General features: G+C 42.0%; 14 protein-coding genes. 7 read left to right on the forward strand and 7 right to left on the reverse strand.

All coding sequences use genetic code 11. The features are described 5' to 3' along the window. Nucleotides 1–213: 213 nt before the first annotated feature. From F0145_RS03495 to F0145_RS03505, 3 genes are all read left to right on the forward strand, one after another. Nucleotides 214–987 (forward strand): hypothetical protein, encoded by a 774-nt coding sequence (locus tag F0145_RS03495; RefSeq protein ID WP_150086922.1) that lies wholly within the window; start codon nt 214–216, stop codon nt 985–987. 701 nt (nt 988–1688) lie between these two features. Beyond that, nucleotides 1689–1787, forward strand: coding sequence for a helix-turn-helix domain-containing protein (locus tag F0145_RS26960; protein WP_150087202.1), 99 nt, complete (start codon nt 1689–1691; stop codon nt 1785–1787). Nucleotides 1788–1916: 129 nt separating this feature from the next. Beyond that, nucleotides 1917–3644: a hypothetical protein gene (locus F0145_RS03505; RefSeq protein WP_150086923.1), complete on the forward strand. Its 1728-nt coding sequence runs from the start codon at nt 1917–1919 to the stop codon at nt 3642–3644. Nucleotides 3645–4283: 639 nt separating this feature from the next. Here F0145_RS03505 and F0145_RS03510 read toward each other — a convergent pair. The 5 genes from F0145_RS03510 to fabG form a co-directional block, all read right to left on the reverse strand. Beyond that, nucleotides 4284–4994, reverse strand: coding sequence for a class I SAM-dependent methyltransferase (locus F0145_RS03510; protein ID WP_223815796.1), 711 nt, complete (start codon nt 4992–4994; stop codon nt 4284–4286). 383 nt (nt 4995–5377) lie between these two features. Continuing rightward, complete coding sequence (gene dnaK, locus F0145_RS03515; RefSeq protein ID WP_150086925.1) at nt 5378–7342, reverse strand: molecular chaperone DnaK; 1965 nt, start codon at nt 7340–7342, stop codon at nt 5378–5380. A 551-nt stretch (nt 7343–7893) separates the two neighbouring features. Beyond that, nucleotides 7894–8466, reverse strand: coding sequence for a pseudouridine synthase (locus F0145_RS03520; protein ID WP_150086926.1), 573 nt, complete (start codon nt 8464–8466; stop codon nt 7894–7896). A 265-nt stretch (nt 8467–8731) separates the two neighbouring features. Then, complete coding sequence (locus F0145_RS03525; RefSeq protein WP_150086927.1) at nt 8732–10816, reverse strand: vWA domain-containing protein; 2085 nt, start codon at nt 10814–10816, stop codon at nt 8732–8734. Nucleotides 10817–11025: 209 nt separating this feature from the next. Further along, nucleotides 11026–11772, reverse strand: a complete 747-nt coding sequence (fabG, locus tag F0145_RS03530; RefSeq protein WP_150086928.1) for a 3-oxoacyl-[acyl-carrier-protein] reductase — start codon at nt 11770–11772, stop codon at nt 11026–11028. A 167-nt stretch (nt 11773–11939) separates the two neighbouring features. Between fabG and F0145_RS03535 the strand changes: the two genes are divergently transcribed. Further along, nucleotides 11940–12524 (forward strand): hypothetical protein, encoded by a 585-nt coding sequence (locus tag F0145_RS03535; RefSeq protein WP_150086929.1) that lies wholly within the window; start codon nt 11940–11942, stop codon nt 12522–12524. A 120-nt stretch (nt 12525–12644) separates the two neighbouring features. On the opposite strand, the gene F0145_RS03540 is transcribed toward F0145_RS03535, so the two are convergent. Further along, a complete protein-coding gene (locus F0145_RS03540) occupies nt 12645–13250 on the reverse strand; it encodes a tetratricopeptide repeat protein (RefSeq protein WP_150086930.1) in 606 nt (201 codons plus the stop codon). A gap of 160 nt (nt 13251–13410) precedes the next feature. Continuing rightward, nucleotides 13411–14124, reverse strand: coding sequence for a tetratricopeptide repeat protein (locus F0145_RS03545; protein ID WP_150086931.1), 714 nt, complete (start codon nt 14122–14124; stop codon nt 13411–13413). A 228-nt stretch (nt 14125–14352) separates the two neighbouring features. Here F0145_RS03545 and lpdA point away from each other — a divergent pair, with 228 nt between their 5' ends. The 3 genes from lpdA to F0145_RS03560 all read left to right on the forward strand — a co-directional run bounded on the left by lpdA (nt 14353) and on the right by F0145_RS03560 (nt 20871). Then, nucleotides 14353–15750, forward strand: a complete 1398-nt coding sequence (lpdA, locus tag F0145_RS03550) for a dihydrolipoyl dehydrogenase (protein ID WP_150086932.1) — start codon at nt 14353–14355, stop codon at nt 15748–15750. 178 nt (nt 15751–15928) lie between these two features. Beyond that, nucleotides 15929–16924 (forward strand): D-alanine--D-alanine ligase, encoded by a 996-nt coding sequence (locus F0145_RS03555; protein ID WP_150086933.1) that lies wholly within the window; start codon nt 15929–15931, stop codon nt 16922–16924. A 797-nt stretch (nt 16925–17721) separates the two neighbouring features. Continuing rightward, nucleotides 17722–20871 (forward strand): SusC/RagA family TonB-linked outer membrane protein, encoded by a 3150-nt coding sequence (locus tag F0145_RS03560; protein ID WP_150086934.1) that lies wholly within the window; start codon nt 17722–17724, stop codon nt 20869–20871. Nucleotides 20872–20876 lie beyond the last annotated feature (5 nt).

Consider the following 20876-nt stretch of genomic DNA (forward strand, 5'->3'; position numbering starts at 1 on the left):
AAACTAAAGTTTAAATTAGGAAAGCTTTAGATGAGTAAGATTAAGTTGCTAATTATAGATTGCTGGTAATCTTTCTTCCTTTATAAATAAAACTCACTATTTGAATAATAAGAGAATAATAATTATTTTAATTTAATATTTTATTAAAGCATAACAGCTAAGGCTTACTTCCTTAGCAAAGTGAACCGCATATTTAACTAAAAATTAAAACCTATGGCTTTAAATATTAAAGAAGATGCGTTTGTAGAACAATTTGCTTTGCAAGGCGACGAGAAAACCAAACCCCAGGGTATTTCTACTTCTAAAAACGTTACCGGCATTGAGGTGCGTTTATCGCGGGCTTTTATTATTAATAACAAAACGCCCAAAATTGGTCCTTTCCCCGGTTTTTCTAAAATGTACCTGATGGTGGTGGTGGTAAGCGATACTGGCGATGTATTGCAGAACCTGGACCTGAAAAGTTTTGCCAAAGTAGGCGACGATGAAGATTTGCCCGTTGACAAAACCATTTATTTCTGGAAGCAACAGCAGAAAAAAGATAAAAGCCCTTCCCAAATTCATGTGCTGGCTTCCATTGTAAAAAGCAAACAAAGCCTGCGCGATGTAGCTAAAATATTGGCCGATGTGAAAAACGATTCGGAGTATGCCGATGTGGTTTCTTCTATTAAAGAGGTAGTCCGGAATGCCGCTGCCGTAACCCAGATTTCCGATTTGTTGTTTTCAGTAGCTGCCGTAGTTGGTAAGTTCCTGGGTAAAGTAGATGATAAACCGCTACTTACCTGGGTGCAAAGTTTTACCGATATTAACGGGGATTTCGATAAGCTGGGCAAAACCACTATTGGCCGGAAGAACGATTTTGCGGCCTTAGATTTATCTATAATTATCCGGGATACGCACCGGGAAATAGAATTGGCTAGTCTTCAGAATGCTGTAATTGAGGAATTGGAAATTGCTAAAGTTGGCGAAATAAGTAACAAGTTGCCATAAAATATACTTATAGAATTTTAATTTGTTTTCAAAATTTGGCGCTAAATTCGTTTTGCTGCTTTTTAATTTTGATAATGCTATTTCGGAATGCCTAAAGAATTTTTCCGGCCGGTTTGTCAAAAGTTAAAATCAAGAATTCTGTCTTGATTAGGTTTGCTAGCTTACTAGCCACTACTCAGCGGAAATAGCTTTTACGTTTCTGCGGAATTACCCGCAATACCATCAAAGAACTCCAGAAAATTATTTGGTTCTTGGCTCAACCAACAATTACCTTGCCTTTATTTGCTGAGCGTCTATGCAACTTTTGCAGAAACTTTGGGACGTCCTAAGCCGGATATATTTCTTAAGAATGCTGCCATTATTCCAATTAGGAGATTATAGCAGAGTTGTTTAAATGGTGAAGGCTTTTGTTTGAAAGGAAGTAGCAATTATTTCTAAAAAATACTGAAAAATCAGTATTGCAGAAAGGGTTATAACCAGCTACTATTACAATCAAAAACATTAATTAAATAAAATCATAAGCATATTACAATTTTGAAAAATTCCCAAAGGAGATGGAAGAATGTTGTCTTGTCGAAGTGGATTATAGATATGTAGAACCATAGGTTATTGCAATGGATTTTTTAAGTAAGCGGGAGAACGAGGTGCTGGAGTGTTTAAAGCGCGGATTGGCTGTAAGGCAAATTTAGGAAGAACTATTTATTGCTAATAGAACTGTAAGGAAGCACCTGGAGCATATAAATGGGAAATTACATGTGAATTCCGGTAGTGGAGCAATCTTAAAAGGAATAGAAAGATAACTCAAGATTACAGATTTAAATAAAATTGTTGAATTCTATAGTAGAAAAAGATTTTATTATACTTTAAATGCTTAAATACAAAATTTTACAAAGTAAATCATAAAATTAATTTAATCAATAAATTTAATTATGACCAGATTAATGTTATTCTTTTTTAATATATGGATTTTACTGGGAGTAACTCCATTAAAAGCTTTAAGCTCTTTCAATTATGTTAAAATTAATCCAAATATATCTAAAATTAATATTTTAGAAGAACCAGAACACCATGAAATTATTTATTCAAACAGTTTCTTATTTAAACAAAGGGTATTTACATTAATTTTTCAACAATTACCAGCAACTTCTCAGCCTTTTACAAACAAAGTTATATTACAATATAACAGAGAAAAAGAAAGAGGGCATATAATTGGTGGCAATGGATGTCCCCCGTTGACGGAAACACAAGAGATAGGAATAGTTCAAATATGTGCTTCATTAGTTAAACTTGAGAGAGAGATTTTGGTTACTTCTTTAGTTGAACCTTTAAAAAAAGCTTCCTTGTTTACTAGTGATACAAGTGATTATTTATTAAAAGATGATGAAAGTATAAATAATCTTTCAAATAAAATTAGAGATGAATTTATTAATTTTCAACAAAATCAATTAAAATTAATTGATGCTCCAATTGCAGGCATTATGCAGATAAAAAAAGATGTTTTGTTAGAGGAAATTAATAATTCATTTTTTGGCTCAAAGACAACAGACGAAGTAGAAGAGAAATTCGTTGTAGATTCTGTTCAAATTCAAGTTGAGGATGGGAATATTACTAATCTTCACGCTTTTGGAAGTTTAGGGAATGAAACTATGATGTTTTATAATCATAGTCCTATTGGAATATCTAATCGCAATAATATTAATAAATGGTATAAGTCATATTTAGTAGCTAAGAGAAACGATAATAAATACAAAACAATGCATTTGAGTGATTTGTTAGAATACATTCCTAACCTCACCAGTAGAAGTGATGATTGGAGCCCGGCTGACGGGGTATATGTTTTGAAACCAAATACTTCTAGAGTTGAAAGGACCTTATTTAAAGCTGCAAGTAGTAGAATTTTACAAGCAAGGATATATTCTGACTTAATTGGAGTTGATAATGATAGGCCTAATGGGTTAATACAATTAGAAGTTGAAAAGAAAATAATTATAAATAACACAACTCCTGGAACAAGTTCCTTTATGCGAGTAGGATTCTTAAATTACTTTAAACCAACTTTGTCGATTAATAAGGTTGAAGAAAAAAATAAAGCTATAAATACTAGATCCGAGTTTCTAGTTAAACCTAAAATTGATGCAATTGAAATAGTAAGCCATATTAATTCTAGTATAGGCCTTGAAGTTAATGCCGTATCAATCTTTATCCCTGCCTTAAAATCAACTTTACATGTTGATTATGGTGTAAAAATAAACAGAGTTGCATTAGTAGATTCTTCTTTTGATTCAAGTAATGATACTTATAAGGTATTAGATACTAACTTGAATATACTTGCTCATGGATTGATATTTAAAGCCAGCATTAGACCTGACTCTCGATTTGGGGTTGATTTGAAGTTTAGTAGGTCAAGATTAAAGGCAGTCTCAGATGATGTTGAAGTAGTTAAAATTGGAAATACAACATTTGGACAGTTATCATCATACGAATTATTAGGATGGGCTAAAATCACAGAAAGTAGTGAATTATTTATACGCCCTCAAATAACTCATTTAGCGAAAAAAGAAGTTAGTAATAAGTCCTATTTCCAAATGCAAGTTGGGTATCAGTTTGATATCTTTTCAAAAAACAGAGACAAACCACTGATTAAACAGGTTTTTTAAATAACAATAATAAAGAAGCCATTTAAAATTAATTTTAAATGGCTTCTTTATCAAACCCTAAATTCTAAAAAGATATAAGAAAAGGTTCCTAAGAATTGATGGAAAAAATTTTATAATAGAATGAATACCTTAGAAATCAAAATTTAAGTTAAAGAATTATTTTATATCTGTTTAAAATAATGTTTAAGTATTAATCATTTATTTCTGGTTTTTAATATTTAGTTTTTAAACTTTAAATACTAATATTCTATTACCTTAATAATCAATTTAGGTGCTCTCTGCCCATCATTAAATACCGAGTAGCTGATTTAATATGAATTTTTGAATTAGTCTGATAGTTATTTGAAACTGTTGTGGGTTGTTACTTGCAAGTGTTAAGAAATAAATTTTGATTTGTACATAAATATGCTACCTTTTTAAAGATGTGCAGTAAAAACCAATATTCCATATTTTACAGGCATAACAGCGTTGAATGGAAAATATTTAGGTTTTCGAGACTGTTCTGTATTTACCTCGCATTATTCTAAATTACACCATTTACTGGTACCTGCTTTTATTGTCGATTCAGCCGTGTAGTCTAGGTATAAATCTCCAACTTGCGCCGGTTATGCTGATGATTTTAGTGAAGAAGCGAAAAAACTAATCCTGAGCCTTGTTATACAACATAAAATGCTGAATAGGTAGAAAATTTTCCCTTTTATAAAGCTTAAAATTATTCAGTTCCAATTCCTTATTAACTTGGGTTATACTCATTTTATGCAATTCTTTTATTTGTACAGTTGGATCCTCGGCCTGGTACTCTAGTAACAATAATTTGCCGGTAGGCTTAAGGGCTTTATGGATGGATTGCAGCATTTCCTGTGGGTATTCCAATTCGTGGTACACATCTACCATAATGGCTAAATCAACAGAAGCTTCGGGTAGGTTAGGAGATTGGTTGCTGCCTTTTATTACTTCTACGTTAGCTAGTCCGAGTTCCTTTTTCCGGTTTTCTAAAGCTGAGATAAATTCATCTTGCACTTCTACGGCGTATACTTTGCCCTGTGGTACTTTAGGGGCAATCCGGAAAGTGTAGTAACCGGTGCCTGCGCCAATATCGGCTACTACGCTATTGGGGGAGAGATTTAATTTGGAAATGGCTAAAGCTACGTTCTCCTCCTGTTGCCGGGTGTTGCGTTCTAGCCACTCGCCACCGGCCGCACTCATTACGTGGGCTATTTCACGGCCAAGGTAAACCTTGCCGATGCCATCGGGATGCGGGGTTTTGTAGGTGTAAACTGAATCTGGGTGTTGAGAAACCTGGTTTGTATCTTGATTATTGTCAGGTTTGGGTTTAACTTGGCAGCCCAAAAATAAGATTAGTAAAATCAATAGGTTTAAGCGAACAAATTGATGTTGCCGGAAAAATGGTTTTGGAGGGTTCATGGAAATACTTTAAACAAGAATTTGACTTTTGGATAACTACCATTTCAGGGTTGTATTTGTTTTATTTTGTTTAACGGCTGTTTCCTCCCTAATATTCAAGAAGGTTTCACGCTCCCTTCAAAATAGAAACTAGTACTTTTTTTCTGGCATTGTCCGGAAATATTAGTTAAGAATAGGCATTTTGAATAGTAAAATTTTATAGGATAAAATTCAGGACTTGATGCAAAATTCAATTTTTGAAAACTTACCAAAACAAAAAAGCCTTTCCGGTATTCCGGAAAGGCTTTTACAATAATTCAGATTATGTATTAACGGTTGCTGCCGTCTACTTCTTCGTAGTCAACGTCGGTTACATTGTCGGTATGGCCTTGGCCCTGACCGTTAGCGCCAGTGTTACCACCTGGTTGTCCGTTAGCACCTGGCTGCCCGCCGAAGCCGGCATCAGCACCTGGGGCACCGGCACCTTGGGTAGCCGCGTACATTTCCTGCGAAGCAGCCTGCCAGGCGTTGTTGATGTTAGCCATGGCCGCATCTACTGCCGCTACGTCTTTGCTGCTGTGGGCCGTACGCAGTTGCTCTAAGGCACTCTCAATAGCCGTTTTGTTGCCAGCCGATAATTTATCGCCGTACTCTTTCAACTGTTTCTCGGTCTGGAAGATCATGGAGTCGGCCTGGTTCAGCTTGTCAATGCGCACGCGCTCGGTTTTATCGGCTTCTTCGTTGGCCTTGGCTTCGTTGCGCATCCGCTCAATTTCAGCTTCAGATAAACCAGAAGACGCTTCGATCCGGATTTTCTGCTCTTTACCAGTTGCCTTATCTTTAGCCGTTACGTGCAGGATACCGTTGGCATCAATATCGAAAATTACTTCGATTTGGGGCACACCGCGCGGAGCAGGTGGAATACCATCTAAGTGGAAACGACCAATGGTGCGGTTATCGCGGGCCATCGAACGTTCACCCTGCAACACGTGAATTTCTACAGACGGCTGGTTATCAGAAGCCGTCGAGAATGTTTCGGATTTTTTGGTCGGGATGGTTGTGTTCGACTCGATTAATTTGGTCATCACGCCACCCATGGTTTCGATACCTAAAGAAAGTGGTGTTACGTCTAAGAGCAACACATCTTTTACTTCACCGGTTAATACACCACCCTGAATAGCGGCACCAATGGCCACTACCTCATCGGGGTTAACACCTTTAGAAGGTTTCTTACCGAAGAATTTTTCTACTTCTTCCTGAATACGCGGAATACGGGTAGAACCACCTACCAGAATTACTTCGTCGATATCGTTCGCAGACAAGCCGGCATCCTGTAAAGCTTTGCGGCAAGGTTCCATCGAACGACGAATCAGGCTATCGGCCAATTGTTCGAATTTAGCACGGCTTAATTTACGCACCAAGTGTTTTGGACCAGTTTGGGTAGCCGTAATATACGGCAGGTTAATTTCGGTTTCGGTTGAGCTGGATAACTCAATTTTAGCTTTTTCAGCGGCTTCTTTTAAACGCTGCAAGGCCATTGGGTCTTTGCGCAGGTCCATGTTTTCTTCGCTCTGGAACTCCTGGGCCAACCACGCAATAATTACCTGGTCAAAGTCGTCACCACCCAGGTGGGTATCACCGTTGGTAGATAATACTTCAAAAACGCCGTCGCCTAATTCCAGGATAGAAATATCGAAAGTACCGCCACCTAAGTCGTAAACGGCAATTTTTTGGTCTTTATGTTTTTTGTCCAGACCGTAGGCCAGAGCGGCAGCGGTTGGCTCGTTTATGATACGCTTTACATCTAAACCCGCAATTGCACCGGCTTCTTTCGTTGCTTGGCGCTGGGCATCGTTAAAGTAAGCTGGTACGGTAATAACCGCTTCGGTTACGGTAGTACCCAAATAATCTTCGGCAGTCTGCTTCATTTTCTGCAGTACCATAGCCGAAATTTCTTGTGGCGTAAACTGGCGGTCACCAATTTTTACGCGAACGGTATTATTGCTACCGCTTTCAACATTATAAGAAACGTGCTGGGTTTCGCCGGTTACTTCAGAGAAGCCACGACCCATAAAACGCTTGATAGAAGCAATTGTATTTTGTGGGTTGGTAATTGCCTGGCGTTTTGCCGGATCACCTACCTTGCGCTCACCGTTCCCGTTGTCCAGGAAAGCCACAATAGAAGGTGTGGTTCTGCGGCCTTCGCTGTTTGGTATTACCACTGGTTCGTTACCTTCCATTACGGCAACGCACGAGTTGGTCGTACCTAAGTCAATTCCTATTATTTTTCCCATTATCTATATTATTTTAAGTTAGGTTTCACAGTTTTATTAACTACCGGGTTTATAACAAGCTATGTGCCATTGCTCCAAAAAGGCCTTTTCTGTGACAGATTGTCACGATGCGGCAGACTATAAAATTGTATTTCTGCCGAAGCTGCCTGTTAATTACATTCTCTTTATTTTGCTTTTCCTTTTCTGGCAGAAAAGTCTTTTTTGTACCAGCCTTAAGGGAATAATGTTGCGGAGCCGGCGAATAAATAAACTTATTAGCGGCTTTTATGAAAGGTTAATAGGTAATAATTTCCCTGTTTTACTTGTTGATTAGGTCCTGATTTTTCCCGGATCTACCGCTGTTCTGGGAGTTCCTGAATAATTATGTACTGGTAAAAACATTACGATGCTGGCGCGAGCGTCCCGCTCGTGACTATATTAATCAGGCCTCTGGCTTATGTAATAAATATGTTTTATTTTAATATTTACGCGGCTAGAGGCCGGAAGAAGAAATCACGAGCGGGACGCTCGCGATAGGGAAGGAGAATTTTGGGTAATATTACGATTACATGTTACCTCATTCCGGAACGGAGCGCGTGGACTTCGGTAGGAGAGAGGGAACGGTACTGACCGGGGGCTAAACCGGTTAAAGTTAGAGAGCCAATGCTGAAGCGGATAAGGCGTAAGGTCGGGAAACCAACGGCCGCGGTCATTTTGCGCACCTGGCGATTCATGCCTTGGGTTAATTTTAGCTCTATCCAACTCGTCGGGATATTTTGGCGGAACCGAATGGGTTTGGTGCGTTCCCAAACCTGAGGCTCTTCGGTTAACAACCGGGCTTTGGCAGGGGCAGTTTTAATATTTTTGATATATACGCCGGCCCGCAAGTTGGCCAAAGCTTCTTCGGTGGGAATGCCTTCTACCTGCGCCCAGTAAGTTTTTTCGATTTTAAATTTAGGGTTAGAGAGGCGGTGCTGGAGAATATTGTCATCAGTTAATAAAACCAAACCTTCGCTGTCGTAATCCAAACGGCCTACCGGGTATATATTGGGTATCGGTACAAAGTCTTTTAATGTGGCCCGACCGTTCTCATCGGTAAATTGGGTGAGTACTTCGAAAGGTTTGTTTAATAAGATGTATTGCATGTATTTATTTTATGGCCGATAAGCCACAATTGTTGGCGCCAATTTAGCGGAGCGTAACTGGTGTCTGTTTATGACAGGAAGTTTTTAACTTCCGGCAGTTGGAGACTTCTTTTTATTTATTTCTAATAGCAGAAAGTGACGCGAGTGGTAGTTCTATATTCTAATTTAAATTTCCTTGTTGCTGCCGCCCTTGAATCAGCAAAATAGGTTCCTCCTGAATGACAATATTTAGTGAATTACCACTTAGTAAATATTATGTATTGCCTTAATAACTGCCGTGGTATTTGCGTAGCGTCCATTCAACGGAAACAAGTAGTAAAAGCACAAAGAACAGCCATTTAAGGTTTACCAGGTCTTCGAGTTTTTCATTCGGGTAAATAATATTTTTATAATCGGCTTTTAAGATGTCGGCTTGTAGCTGCTCCAGTTGATTTGGGTAATAAAGACGACTGTTGGTTTTCTGGGCCAGTTGGAAAAGCAGATTATGGTCGGCGAGGGCGTTTAACGCTTCGAGTTGGAGTTCCTGCACTACAAACTGGCCGCGGTCTTGTTCAGTTTTACCTTCTATAGTAGTACTGGCCACGTAAGAATATACGCCGCCCGGTAAGTTGCCAATATTTAAGCCCGAAAAGCCTTCTCCGTTGTTGAAACTAAACGTACGGCTTTTGTTCTTCTCGTCGGTAATGCGCAGGTTAATTTCCTGACCATAAATGCGTTCGTAAATGGCGTTGTACACTTCGGCTTCAAACCGGATATCGTCGGTTACATAATATTCGTCCTGCACCGGGTACACATTCAGACGTTTTTTGTTTTGCTGGGCCGTAAGGAGTTGCACCGTACTTACCATTAATTTATCGAATATGGCCGGGTTCTCGGTGGCGGCTCCTTCCGTTATCCGCCATTGCCAAATGCCTTCGGCGAGCAGGGTAGCGGTGTGTTTCTGGTTTTTAACCGAAGCCGCTAATAATGGTTTGGTGGTTTTTACCCGACCTACTTGTTGCAATAATATTACTTCCGTGCCCGGCGAAATATTAAAATCGGCAAAAGGCACATCGGCGGGCGGGTATTTCTCGAAAGCAGTAGAAGTGGTTTGGTCGATTTGGAATTTCCGGAAAGAAGCATTTAAAACAGGCGTAACTTCATCGGTTTGCACGCCCCGGCGGTTAATGGTAAGACCCGTACCCAACTGGTTATAAGCCGCCAAATCGGTTTGGGAACCCACAATGTACAAAGACGGAATATTTTTTTGTCGTACATACGCCAGCGCTTCGTTATTCGCCGATAAGCGCGAAGGCAATTGGTGCAACACCGCTACATCGTATTTTTCGGGTTTAAACGGCATAATGCCCGGAATATACAAAACCGTTTCGAAGTTGTCGTTGGTTTGAATAGCGGCCCGAATGGCCCGGATATCGGGGTGCGGCGCGGCAGCGGCAATGAGTACGGTTAACTTACCTTTAATAATATCGAGGTAAGCGTGTTTCGTATTATTCAGAGTCGAGAACTCGCCTTTCTGCGGTAAAGCTTCTATTTCGTAGTGCTTTTTGCCGGGTGCGGTGGCCGTTAAGGTAAACTCCGCGCGGGTAGGCTGACCGTCCTGGCGGAGGGTAATATTTTTGCGATCTAATATTTTGCCGTTTTCTTTTAAGAGTACGGTGGCCGCATTGCCTTTAAAACCTTCGTGCTGGATTTCGGCGACTACCGGAAATTTATTGCCGCTGTAAGCGATTTTGTTGTACAACACCGAACTAACCGTAATATCTTTCTTCGCTACGGTATCGCCTACGGCAACCGGGTACACAGTAAAATTGAAATCAGAATAAGTAGGCGATTTTCCTTTGTTAATAATGCCATCAGATAACAGCACCACGCCGGCTAAGTTGCGGCTTTCATAAACGGCCTGCACGTGGCCCAGCAGTTCATCCAGGTTAGTAGTGGGGTTATCGAATTTTACTTCGGAGGGCTTGGCTTTATTTTTATTTAAATCGAGGGTTTGAAATTCTACCCGAAAATCTTCATCTGCTAAGGATGCAGCCAGTTTTTCTAAGTCCTGCGAAGTTTTAGTTAAGGTATTTTTATTCGTGTAAAGGCCTACCGATTGCGAGTTATCGAGAGCTACTACAATGGTGGGCTTTTCGGCGGTGTTGGTGATGGCTTTCAGGTAAGGCCCCAGCAGCAAAAAGCACAAAAAGCTTACCACCGCAAACCGGAGGAAAGCTAACAAATAATTTAGTTTGGCCGACCAGGGTGCCTTGCGGGCGTACAAAGCCCAACTGTACAGGGCTCCCACCACCAGGCAAACCAATACTAGCCACGGCGAATAAGCAGTAAGAAGTTTAAATTGACTCAAGTTTCGTGATGCGTTAGACGTTCCTCGTTATTCGAAAATAAGCAATATTATTTAAACGGTTTAACAGTTTAAATAATATTTGGTTTTGGATAATAAAAATAGCGTAAGGTTTAATCTTACGCTATTTTTAAAAACTATATGTTGTATTTCCGGAATATATTTTAAACACTACAAACCGGATAACGACCAACGCTTAACGAACTACGAAACTACGTCAGCATGCCGCCATCTACCTGAATAACCTGGCCGGAGATGTATGCTGATAAATCGGAAGCGAGGAATACGGTAGTGTTGGCTACGTCTTCGGGAGTGCCGCCGCGGCGCAACGGAATCGCCTTTTTCCATTCTTCTACTACCGCCGCATCCAGTTCGCCGGTCATTTCGGTTTCGATGAATCCGGGCGCAATGGCGTTGCTGCGAATATTACGGGAGCCTAACTCCAGGGCTACTGATTTGGTTAAGCCAATAATACCGGCTTTGGAAGCCGCATAATTTACCTGGCCGGCGTTGCCTTTGATGCCCACTACCGAAGTCATGTTAATAATAGAACCACTTTTCTGGCGCATCATCGGTTTGGTAGCAGCTTTGGTGAGGTTAAAAACCGATTTCAAATTGGTGTTGATAACGCTATCCCACTGCTCTTCGGTCATGCGCATCAGCAATCCGTCGCGGGTAATACCGGCATTATTTACCAGAATATCCAGGCGGCCAAATTCTTTTACTACATCTTCTACCAGCTTTTCGGCCTGGGCAAAATCCGAAGCATCGGAGCGGTAACCTTTTACTTTGGTGCCGCCGGCGGCTAGTTCCTGTTCCAGGGCCTGACCTTTCTCTACACTTGATAAATACGTAAACGCAACCTGCGCGCCCATTTCTACAAATTTTTGGGCAATGGCCCGCCCAATTCCTTTAGACGCGCCGGTGATTAATGCTATTTTTCCTTCGAGTAGTTTCATGCGCCAAAGGTAGCCAAAGATTTTAAAATTAGGCAAAAGCCTTAGGTTAAATACCTTTGGTACCGCCACAAACGCCCGCACGGAAATTTGTTTTAAGTAAAAAATGCCAAATCAATTTTTATTAGGTTTTGTAAATAGCTAAAATTGCAGGCATTTTACCGGCAGAGATGAGAAGCGCAGCAGTAATAATATTCTTTTTTTTAAGTACTAGCCTGGTGGCGCAGGCCCAAAGTGAAGCCCCAATAATATTAGACCCGGCGGTGGCAAGCCCCGCTGATTCGGTGCAGGTAGTAGCTAAACCGCTTACGGCGGAAGAACTTTTAGCGAAAGAACGTTTGGAAAAACAACTGTTAGCGAAGTTAGATAAGAAAAACGGCTTCCGGGATGTGCAGTTGGGTACGCACATTAAATTCTTTAAGAAAACTAAGCGCGAATGGCAGGAAGAAGAAGATTATAATTGCCGTCGCGCCACCGATAAATTATCGATTAATGGTATGCCGCTTACCGAAATTGTTTACGGTTTTCATAAGGGGCGCCTGAACCATATTTACATTACCGCACCCGGTATTGAGAATAGCCGCGAGTTGTTAAAGTTTTTCCAATCGGTTTATGGACCGGGACAGTTGGTTTATGAAGAAACTGCAGAATTTGATAATATGGTGGAGTGGGCCGGTAAAAAAATAATATTAACTTACAGCGAAGTAGCCAGTAAAAAAGAAGGCTTTTTTCACTTTTTTGCCGCTGATAAATAAAAGCAGTTATCAGTTAACAGTAATCAATAAACAGTTAGCAGTTAGAATTGAATATTGGGGAAATAAACAAAGCGCCCTTGCTTTTAAGTAAAAGCAAGGGCGCTTTGTTTATTGCAATAGTTATTCTTTGCAGTATTTATTTAAAGCTTTTTCCGCCCGTTCATCGTTAGGAGCGATTTTTTTCCAGTCGGCGCAGGCGCCTTTATCGTCCCGTATTTCGTATTTGGCCAAGCCCCGGTTGTAGTAAGCTTCGGTAAAAGTAGAATCGAGTTTTATGACATAATTATAATCCTGGATAGCGGCCCGACTGTTTAACATGCCCATTTTGGCCGCTGCCCGGTACATATACATATCCTTATCATCGGGTTTTAGCTTGATAATTTTTGTAAAATCGGCTACGGCGCCGCGGTAATCATCAATTTTTACTTTTGCCACGGCGCGGTTATAATAAGCATCCAGGTTGGTTGGCTCGTACCGGATTACTGTGTTGTAATCTTTTATGGCTTCTTTGTAGTTCTTCAGTTCAATATTGGCCTTGGCCCGGCTTTTATAGGCATCTACGTTTTTCGGGTTTACTTCTATTACGTTCGAGTAAAATTTTACTTGCCGCTTATGTTCCGAAACCGGAATTTTTACCGTGGGTGCGTTGGTTGCCATCATTGAAGTTTGGGAAAAGCCCACACTTGCCAGCAGCAATAAAGGAATAAAGAGTAAAATTTTTTTCATACCTCTTCGTTTTTATAGATTTTACACCAGTTTTTTTACCAGGATTGGAAAGTTAGTAAAAAAAAGTATTATTATCCTATAAAAAAGTGCTTTTTTAAAGCGGATTGGCAGATTTTTTAATAAATCTGTTAGTATAAATATTTGCTCCCAAGGGGTTAGCTCATTTACTGCAATATTTTTTCAGGTAATTTTCGGCGGTGCTAATACCTTTGTCGCGGGCCATGGTCCAATCCTGGCAAGCAGCTTGGTTTTCTTTTAAGGTCCTATGAATAATGCCGCGGTTAAAGTAAGCTTCGGCCAAATCCGGATTGTATTCAATAGCTTTGTTGTAATCGGCTAATGCTTCCTGAAAAGATTTGGTCCGGAAAAAAGCGTTAGCCCGGTTCTGGTAAGCTACCGCGTAATCGGGTTTTAGCATCAGGGCTTTGTTGTAATCGGTAATAGCACCGGTAATATCTTTTAGCTTGGCCCGGGAATAACCCCGGTTATTATAGGCATTGGCGTAATCGGCATTTAGCGTTAAAGCTTTGTTGTAGTCGGTAATGGCGCCTTTAAAATCTTTTTGCTGGGTTTTAACATCGCCGCGGTATTTATAAGCCTCCGGGTCACCGTCTTTCAGTACCAGCGATTGGTTCAGGTCTTCGGTAGCGCCCCCAAAATCTTTAAGTTCGTAACGGGCAATTCCTCTTAGTTTGTAAAGCTCCGGGTCGTCCGGTTTTTTTTCCAGGGCTTTGGTATATTCCGCAATAGCGCCTTCGTAATCGTTGCGTTCGGCCAGGCTTAAACCGCTTTTAGCGTAATATTTTGCTCCTTTGGGTAAGCACGCGGTTGTTAATAACAAAGCCAGAAAAATCAGGTTCAGGTAGAATTTCATAGTAAAGGTTGTAGCTGGTGGTTTGGGGTACCGGAATTTAATTGTGTTTACACTTACTGCTTAACGCAAAAATTGTTCCTGATAAATATAATTATAAACCTATATTTTTATAAGCCGTTACGCTATACGGCTTCCTGTTTAATCCGTTTGTGAAATAGAGACCGTTTGTGAAATAGAGATATTCAGGTAAATTTGCGCCATCTTTAATAAACGTAAAACGCTATCAAAATGGCATCAGCATCATACGATTTAATAGTAATAGGTAGTGGACCAGGCGGTTACGTAGCCGCTATCCGGGCTTCGCAATTAGGCCTGAAAGTAGGCGTGGTAGAAAAAGCCGAATTGGGCGGCATTTGTTTGAACTGGGGCTGTATTCCTACCAAAGCTTTATTAAAAAGTGCACAGGTTTTCGAATATATTCAACACGCTAAAGATTACGGCATTAACGTAACCGATGCTTCTGCTGATTTTGGCGCGGTAGTAGCTCGCAGCCGCGGCGTAGCCAATGGCATGAGCAAAGGCATTCAGTTTTTGTTCCGGAAAAATAAAATAGATCATATTGCCGGTTACGGTAAGTTAATGGGCAATAAAAAAATAGAAGTTACCGCCGCCGATGGCACCAAAAGCACCGTGGAAGCGCCGCATATTATTCTGGCAACCGGTGCCCGCTCGCGCGAACTGCCCAACCTGCCCATCGACGGCAAGAAAATTATTGGCTACCGCGAGGCCATGGTACTGGAAAATCAACCTAAATCAATGGTAGTAGTTGGTTCCGGCGCTATTGGGGTAGAGTTTGCTTATTTCTACAACGCCATGGGTACCCAGGTAACCATTGTGGAATATATGCCCAATGTGGTGCCCATTGAAGACGAAGAAGTTTCGAAACAACTCGAAAAATCGTTTAAAAAAGCCGGTATTAATATTTTAACCAATGCTTCGGTAGAGGCCGTAGATACCAGCGGCGAAGGCTGCAAAGTACGGGTTAAAAAAGCCAACGGCGAAGAGTTTATCGATTGCGATATTGTGTTATCGGCGGTAGGTATTGCCACTAACCTGGAGAACTTAGGCCTGGAAGAAGTAGGCGTAGCCGTAGAAAAAGGCCGCGTAGTAACCGACGATTTTTACAAAACCAATATAGAAGGCATTTACGCCATCGGCGATATTGTAAAAGGTCCGGCTTTGGCGCACGTTGCTTCGGCCGAAGGTATTATTTGCGTAGAAAAAATTGCCGGTCACCATCCGGAGCCGCTCGATTACAAAAATATTCCGGGTTGTACTTATTGCGCGCCCGAAATTGCATCGGTAGGTTACACCGAAAAAGAAGCCCGCGCTTTGGGTCGTGAAATTAAAGTAGGTAAATTTCCGTTCTCCGCTTCGGGTAAAGCCAGCGCCGGCGGCGTAAAAGATGGCTTTATTAAAGTTATTTTCGATGCCAAATACGGCGAGTGGTTAGGTGCCCACATGATTGGCGCGAACGTAACCGAAATGATTGCCGAGGTAGTGGTTGCCCGTAAACTTGAAACCACCGGCCACGAAATTATTAAATCGGTGCACCCGCACCCAACTATGTCGGAAGCCATTATGGAAGCAACTGCTGCCGCTTACGACGAGGTAATTCACTTGTAAAACGTTTTTACGTGATACGTTAGACGTAGTACGTTTTAAGTAAGACGTAAAACTTAGAACCTAGAACAGAATACTTAATTCGTCCCGGAATAGCAAGGCTTAGCGAATAGCCAACCTGTTCCGGGACTTGTTTTTTAAGAAGAATATTTATCTTGTGCTTTTAAATATTAATAGCAGCATGAAAAAAATAATAGCGCTGGTTACGGGCGGTTTTACCGGTGAATCGGTTATCTCGCTGAAAAGTGCGGCGGTAATTGGCCGGAACTTAGACCCGGAAAAGTTTGACGTTTATAAAATAATCATCACGCCCGAAAGCTGGTATTACGAAGACGAGAACGGTGGTAAATCTGAAATAAATAAAAACGATTTTTCTTTAACGCTGAACGGAAGCGTAGTTAAGTTCGACTGCGTATTTATTGGTTTACACGGGTCGCCGGGCGAAGATGGCAAACTCCAGGGCTATTTCGATATGTTGAATATTCCGTATACTACCTGCGATGCGCTCACCTCGGCTATTACCATGAACAAAGGTTACACCAAAGCCATTGTGCAGGATATTCCGGAGTTACACGTAGCCAAATCTATCCAGTTATTTTCGAATAATGCCGATAATGCTGCCCGGCTAACCCAAAACCTGCGCTTGCCCTTGTTTGTAAAACCGAATAATGGTGGTAGCAGCATTGGCATGAGCAAAGTTAAAGCAGAAGCCGACCTGCCTGAAGCTTTGGCGAAAGCTTTTAACGAAGATACGCAGGTGCTGGTAGAAGAATTTATTAACGGCCGGGAATTTACCATTGGCATTTACCGGGGTAAGCAGGGTATTGCCGTGTTGCCGTCTACCGAAATTGTGAGCTCGAAAGAGTTTTTTGATTTTGAAGCCAAATATACCACCGGCGTTACCGAAGAAATTACGCCCGGTCGCCTAACGCCCGACGAAAATCTGCGCGTAGAGAAAATTGCTAAAGCAGTTTTTGAAAAGCTAAATTGCAAAGGCGTAACCCGCATGGATTATATCCTGGAAGAAGGAAGCAATAATTTCTACTTCATCGAGATAAACACCGTGCCAGGCCAAACTGAGAACAGTTTAATTCCGCAACAGGTAAGAGCTGCCGGCCGCACCATTCAGGATTTTTATACCGAGTTGATAGAAGCTGCTTTGATTAGTAAGAAATAAATAATAGGCAACTAATATTTTAAATCCTGAACTACCGCTTGCCAAAGCTTGGTTCAGGATTTTTCTTTTATATTGGTTCATTATTTCTGTTTTGAACAGACTCTTATGCCCTTAGTCGTATTATCACCGCCAACTTCAAAGCTTGCTTGCTGGTGTCGCCGGCGCAGCGTATTGGCTTCAGCCAATTAGTATTTCAGCCAAATTATTAACTGAAGTTATGCAAATGTTGAAAAAACAGGTTTAATGAACCCAATACTGTCATTCAGAAGGAACCTATTTAGCAGGTAACCAAATAGTTTCCTCCTGAATGACAGGGGTGGGCTCCTCTGACTAATATACTGTTCAGAAGAATTTTTACGTAACAACACAAACTAAATATTAACAGCTTCTTTCTTTGAGAGAAGTAAAAGGCATGTAAATTAATATTAGTGTACTAATACTTTTCCTGACTTATAAATATTTTATCTACTTAGCAGGTGCTTATCTTCCTGGTATATTAAAAAAAACTAAAGGAAAAGTTATTTTTCGCCCTTGTTTTGGTTTGATTATACATTATATATTTCTATATTTAAGCTATAGCGAGTATGGTTTGCCTGCTTGCTGTATTTCCATTTCGACCCCATTTAAACCTTTAAAACACCATTTGCTAAATAGGCCTTCCGCAGCTTTAATAAATTGCTGGCTTGGGTATGTTGCAATACGCTCCTGATTGGATAATTTTCTTTTGTGCTGTAGCTTATTAATAATAAAGGTTTACATAATCCTGTAATGAATATTTAAATATTAAATGGTGCATTATGAAAAGAATATTTACTATAATAATGCTGTTGCTGCTAATTATTGGTTTCCGGGAGGCGTGGGCCCAGGAAAAGGAAGTAAGCGGCATTGTTACCGACGAAAATAATACCGGCTTGCCGGGCGTGAGTGTTTTGTTAAAGGGCACCAGCACCGGAACTGCCACCGATGCCAACGGCAATTACCGGCTACGGGTTCCCGGCAACGAGGCCGTACTGGTATTTAGCTTTATTGGGTACGTTACCCGCGAGGTGGCGGTAGGTAATCAAACAAATATTAACCTAAATCTGGCGGCCGACAGCAAACAACTAAACGAAGTGGTTGTAACGGCCTTGGGGATTTCGCGCGAAGCCCGCTCGCTGGGTTATGCCACGCAGGTAGTAGCTACCGAAGAAATAACCCGCAACCGGCAGGCCAATGTAGTAAATGCTTTGCAGGGGAAAGTAGCTGGCGCGCAAATATCGAGTACCGGTGGTGGGCCGGGCCAAGGCGCCAGCATTCGCATCCGCGGCATTAATTCCATTGATCATACCCGGCCCAACGAACCGCTGTTTGTAATTGATGGCATGCTGATGGATAACTCTACCAACACTTTTGGCGGTTCTTTAACCGAACTAAGAGGTTTGAGCAATCGGGCCGCCGATATAAATCCGGATGATATTGAAAGCATTAACGTGCTGAAAGGAGGGGCGGCTACGGCTTTGTACGGTTTGCGCGGAGCTAATGGCGTAGTGGTTATTACCACAAAAAAAGGCAGCGGCAACGGCATTCGGGTAAATTATACCGGCACTTACGGTTTCGAAAATATTAACAAAGTGCCCGAGGTGCAAACTACTTATACGGCCGGTGCTTTAGGCGTTTATAACCCAATTGCGCTGGCGCCGGCCTGGGGACCAACCATTGCCGAAGCAAAAGCCATTGACCCGGATCATCCGGATAAGTTGTACGAAAATTACAAACGGGCTTTCGATACCGGGCACCAGTTCCGTAATACCGTAAATTTTGCGGGTGGTACCGATGCCGCTAAGTTTTACGCGTCGTTGTCGCACTTCGACCACCAGGGCATGCTGCCGTTTACCAACTATAAAAATTATGCGGCCCGCTTAAACACCGATATTAAACTCAGCGATAAAGTCCGGACCGGGTTTAATATGAGTTTTACCAATTCGGGCGGCGACCGCTATAACTACGATCGGTTCGGCGAAAGTTTAGCTTATTTTTCGGGCCGTTGGGATGTACGCGATTACCTAAACCCCGATGGTACCCAGGTGTGGCGTGGCACTAATAATCCCATTTACGGCGCGGCCACCAATAAATTACGCGATAACGTTAACCGTTTCCTGGGTGGCGTAACTTTTGGCTATGCGCCGTTCAAATGGCTCGATTTAAGTTACAAAGTTGGCCTCGATACCTACACCGATAACCGCTTCCGGACGGCACCCGCCCCCCGTGGCATTACCGGCGAACGCTTGTACGACAACGGCAGCGGTTTGGTAGGCGAATACAACACCAACTTCCGGACCTTTAACTCTACTTTTATTGCCACGCTAAACTCAAAATTCGGCGAAAATATAAATGCCACGTTGCGTTTGGGCCAAGATATTTACGACCGCAATGTAAAAAATACCGGGGTAGAAGGTACTGAATTAACGGTTTTCGACTGGTTTGTGCTTTCGAATGCCAAGGTGTTAACGCCCATCCGGCCTAATACCGAAAAATACCGGTTAATGGGGCTTTTTGGCGAAGCCACCCTGGACTATAAAAACTTTTTGTTTTTATCGGTTACCGGCCGCAACGATATTACCTCTTCTTTGCTCAAACCCAATAATTCTTTCTTTTACCCGTCGGTTAGTTTGGGTTATGTTTTTACCGAAAACTTCGATTTGCCCGCTTTTATTTCTTACGGAAAGCTGCGGGCCTCATACGCGGGTATTGGTAAAGATGCTTTGCCTTATTCTACCACCACCGGTTACTCGCCTTACATTGGGGCTATCACGGGTACTATCATGAATAGTAATTTGCCTGCCGGCGTTACCGGTTTTACCCGGGCTGCGTTGTTAGGCGATCCGGGGCTAAAGCCGGAATTTACGAATACCTACGAAGGTGGCCTGGAAATGAATTTTCTGGATAACCGGCTGGGCTTAGACCTGACATATTATTATTCCAAAAGCGTGGATCAAATTATACAGGCCAATATTTCGCCGGCCACCGGCTACGTGCGGGCCGCGGTTAATGCGGGCGATATGCTGAACAAAGGCATAGAGTTGGTTATGCGGGGTACGCCCGTAAAAACGACTGATTTTAACTGGGATATTAATTTGAATTTCTCGGCCAACCGCAATAAAATATTGAGCATCCGCGAAGACCTGACCCAGATTACTTACGCCGAACAGTTTGGCTACAGCGGCTCTACGGTTACCATGAAACTGATTCCGGGCGAGGCTTACGGCAATATTTACGGTTCGCATTATTTGCGGTACTACGGCAACGAAACCGAAGACCCTTTAAGAATAGATTACGCCAGACCCCTGGTAATTGGTGCCAACGGTTTTCCGATACGGGCGCCGCTCGCCAGCCAGAAAATATTGGGCAACACCCAACCTGATTGGATTGGCGGTATTACCAACACCTTTACCTATAAAAACCTAAGCTTATCCGGATTAGTAGATGCCCGCTGGGGTTTCGAAAAATATAACCAGCTCGAAAACTTTTATTCAGCGTTTGGGATTGCCGATTATACTGCTAACCGCCGTGAAACCAAAGTTTTTGAAGGCGTTTTAGCCGATGGCACCCCAAATACCAAAGAAGTGTGGCTGGGCCAGGGTACCGGACCCGATGGCGTAGCTTACGGCGAAGGCTTTTACCGCAATTACCACCGCAACGTTTCCGAAAACTTTGTGCAGGATGCTTCCTGGATTCGGTTGCGCTCTTTAACCCTGGCGTATAGTTTACCTCCGGCCTGGCTGCCCCGCAAATTTATCCGGAATGCCTCTGCATCGGTTACAGGTAATAATTTATGGCTCCATACCAATTACTACGGCCTCGATCCGGAGTCAAGTTCCGATAACAGCGGCAGCAACGTCGATGGTTTTGCCGGGTTTACTTATCCGGCCGCCCGCACCATTTTATTTACGTTAAACCTTGGCTTTTAATTCTT

It is taken from the genome of Adhaeribacter rhizoryzae, from assembly GCF_008629685.1.
GTDB lineage: Bacteria > Bacteroidota > Bacteroidia > Cytophagales > Hymenobacteraceae > Adhaeribacter > Adhaeribacter rhizoryzae.

Excerpts from the sequence above, each read along its gene's own strand:
- dnaK (WP_150086925.1), bottom strand. The coding sequence starts at position 7,342 with ATGGGAAAAATAATAGGAATTGACTTAGGTACGACCAACTCGTGCGTT.
- fabG (WP_150086928.1), bottom strand. The coding sequence starts at position 11,772 with ATGAAACTACTCGAAGGAAAAATAGCATTAATCACCGGCGCGTCTAAA.
- lpdA (WP_150086932.1), top strand. The coding sequence starts at position 14,353 with ATGGCATCAGCATCATACGATTTAATAGTAATAGGTAGTGGACCAGGC.
- F0145_RS03495 (WP_150086922.1), top strand. The coding sequence starts at position 214 with ATGGCTTTAAATATTAAAGAAGATGCGTTTGTAGAACAATTTGCTTTG.
- F0145_RS03535 (WP_150086929.1), top strand. The coding sequence starts at position 11,940 with ATGAGAAGCGCAGCAGTAATAATATTCTTTTTTTTAAGTACTAGCCTG.
- F0145_RS03505 (WP_150086923.1), top strand. The coding sequence starts at position 1,917 with ATGACCAGATTAATGTTATTCTTTTTTAATATATGGATTTTACTGGGA.
- F0145_RS03560 (WP_150086934.1), top strand. The coding sequence starts at position 17,722 with ATGAAAAGAATATTTACTATAATAATGCTGTTGCTGCTAATTATTGGT.
- F0145_RS03520 (WP_150086926.1), bottom strand. The coding sequence starts at position 8,466 with ATGCAATACATCTTATTAAACAAACCTTTCGAAGTACTCACCCAATTT.
- F0145_RS03555 (WP_150086933.1), top strand. The coding sequence starts at position 15,929 with ATGAAAAAAATAATAGCGCTGGTTACGGGCGGTTTTACCGGTGAATCG.
- F0145_RS03540 (WP_150086930.1), bottom strand. The coding sequence starts at position 13,250 with ATGAAAAAAATTTTACTCTTTATTCCTTTATTGCTGCTGGCAAGTGTG.
- F0145_RS03545 (WP_150086931.1), bottom strand. The coding sequence starts at position 14,124 with ATGAAATTCTACCTGAACCTGATTTTTCTGGCTTTGTTATTAACAACC.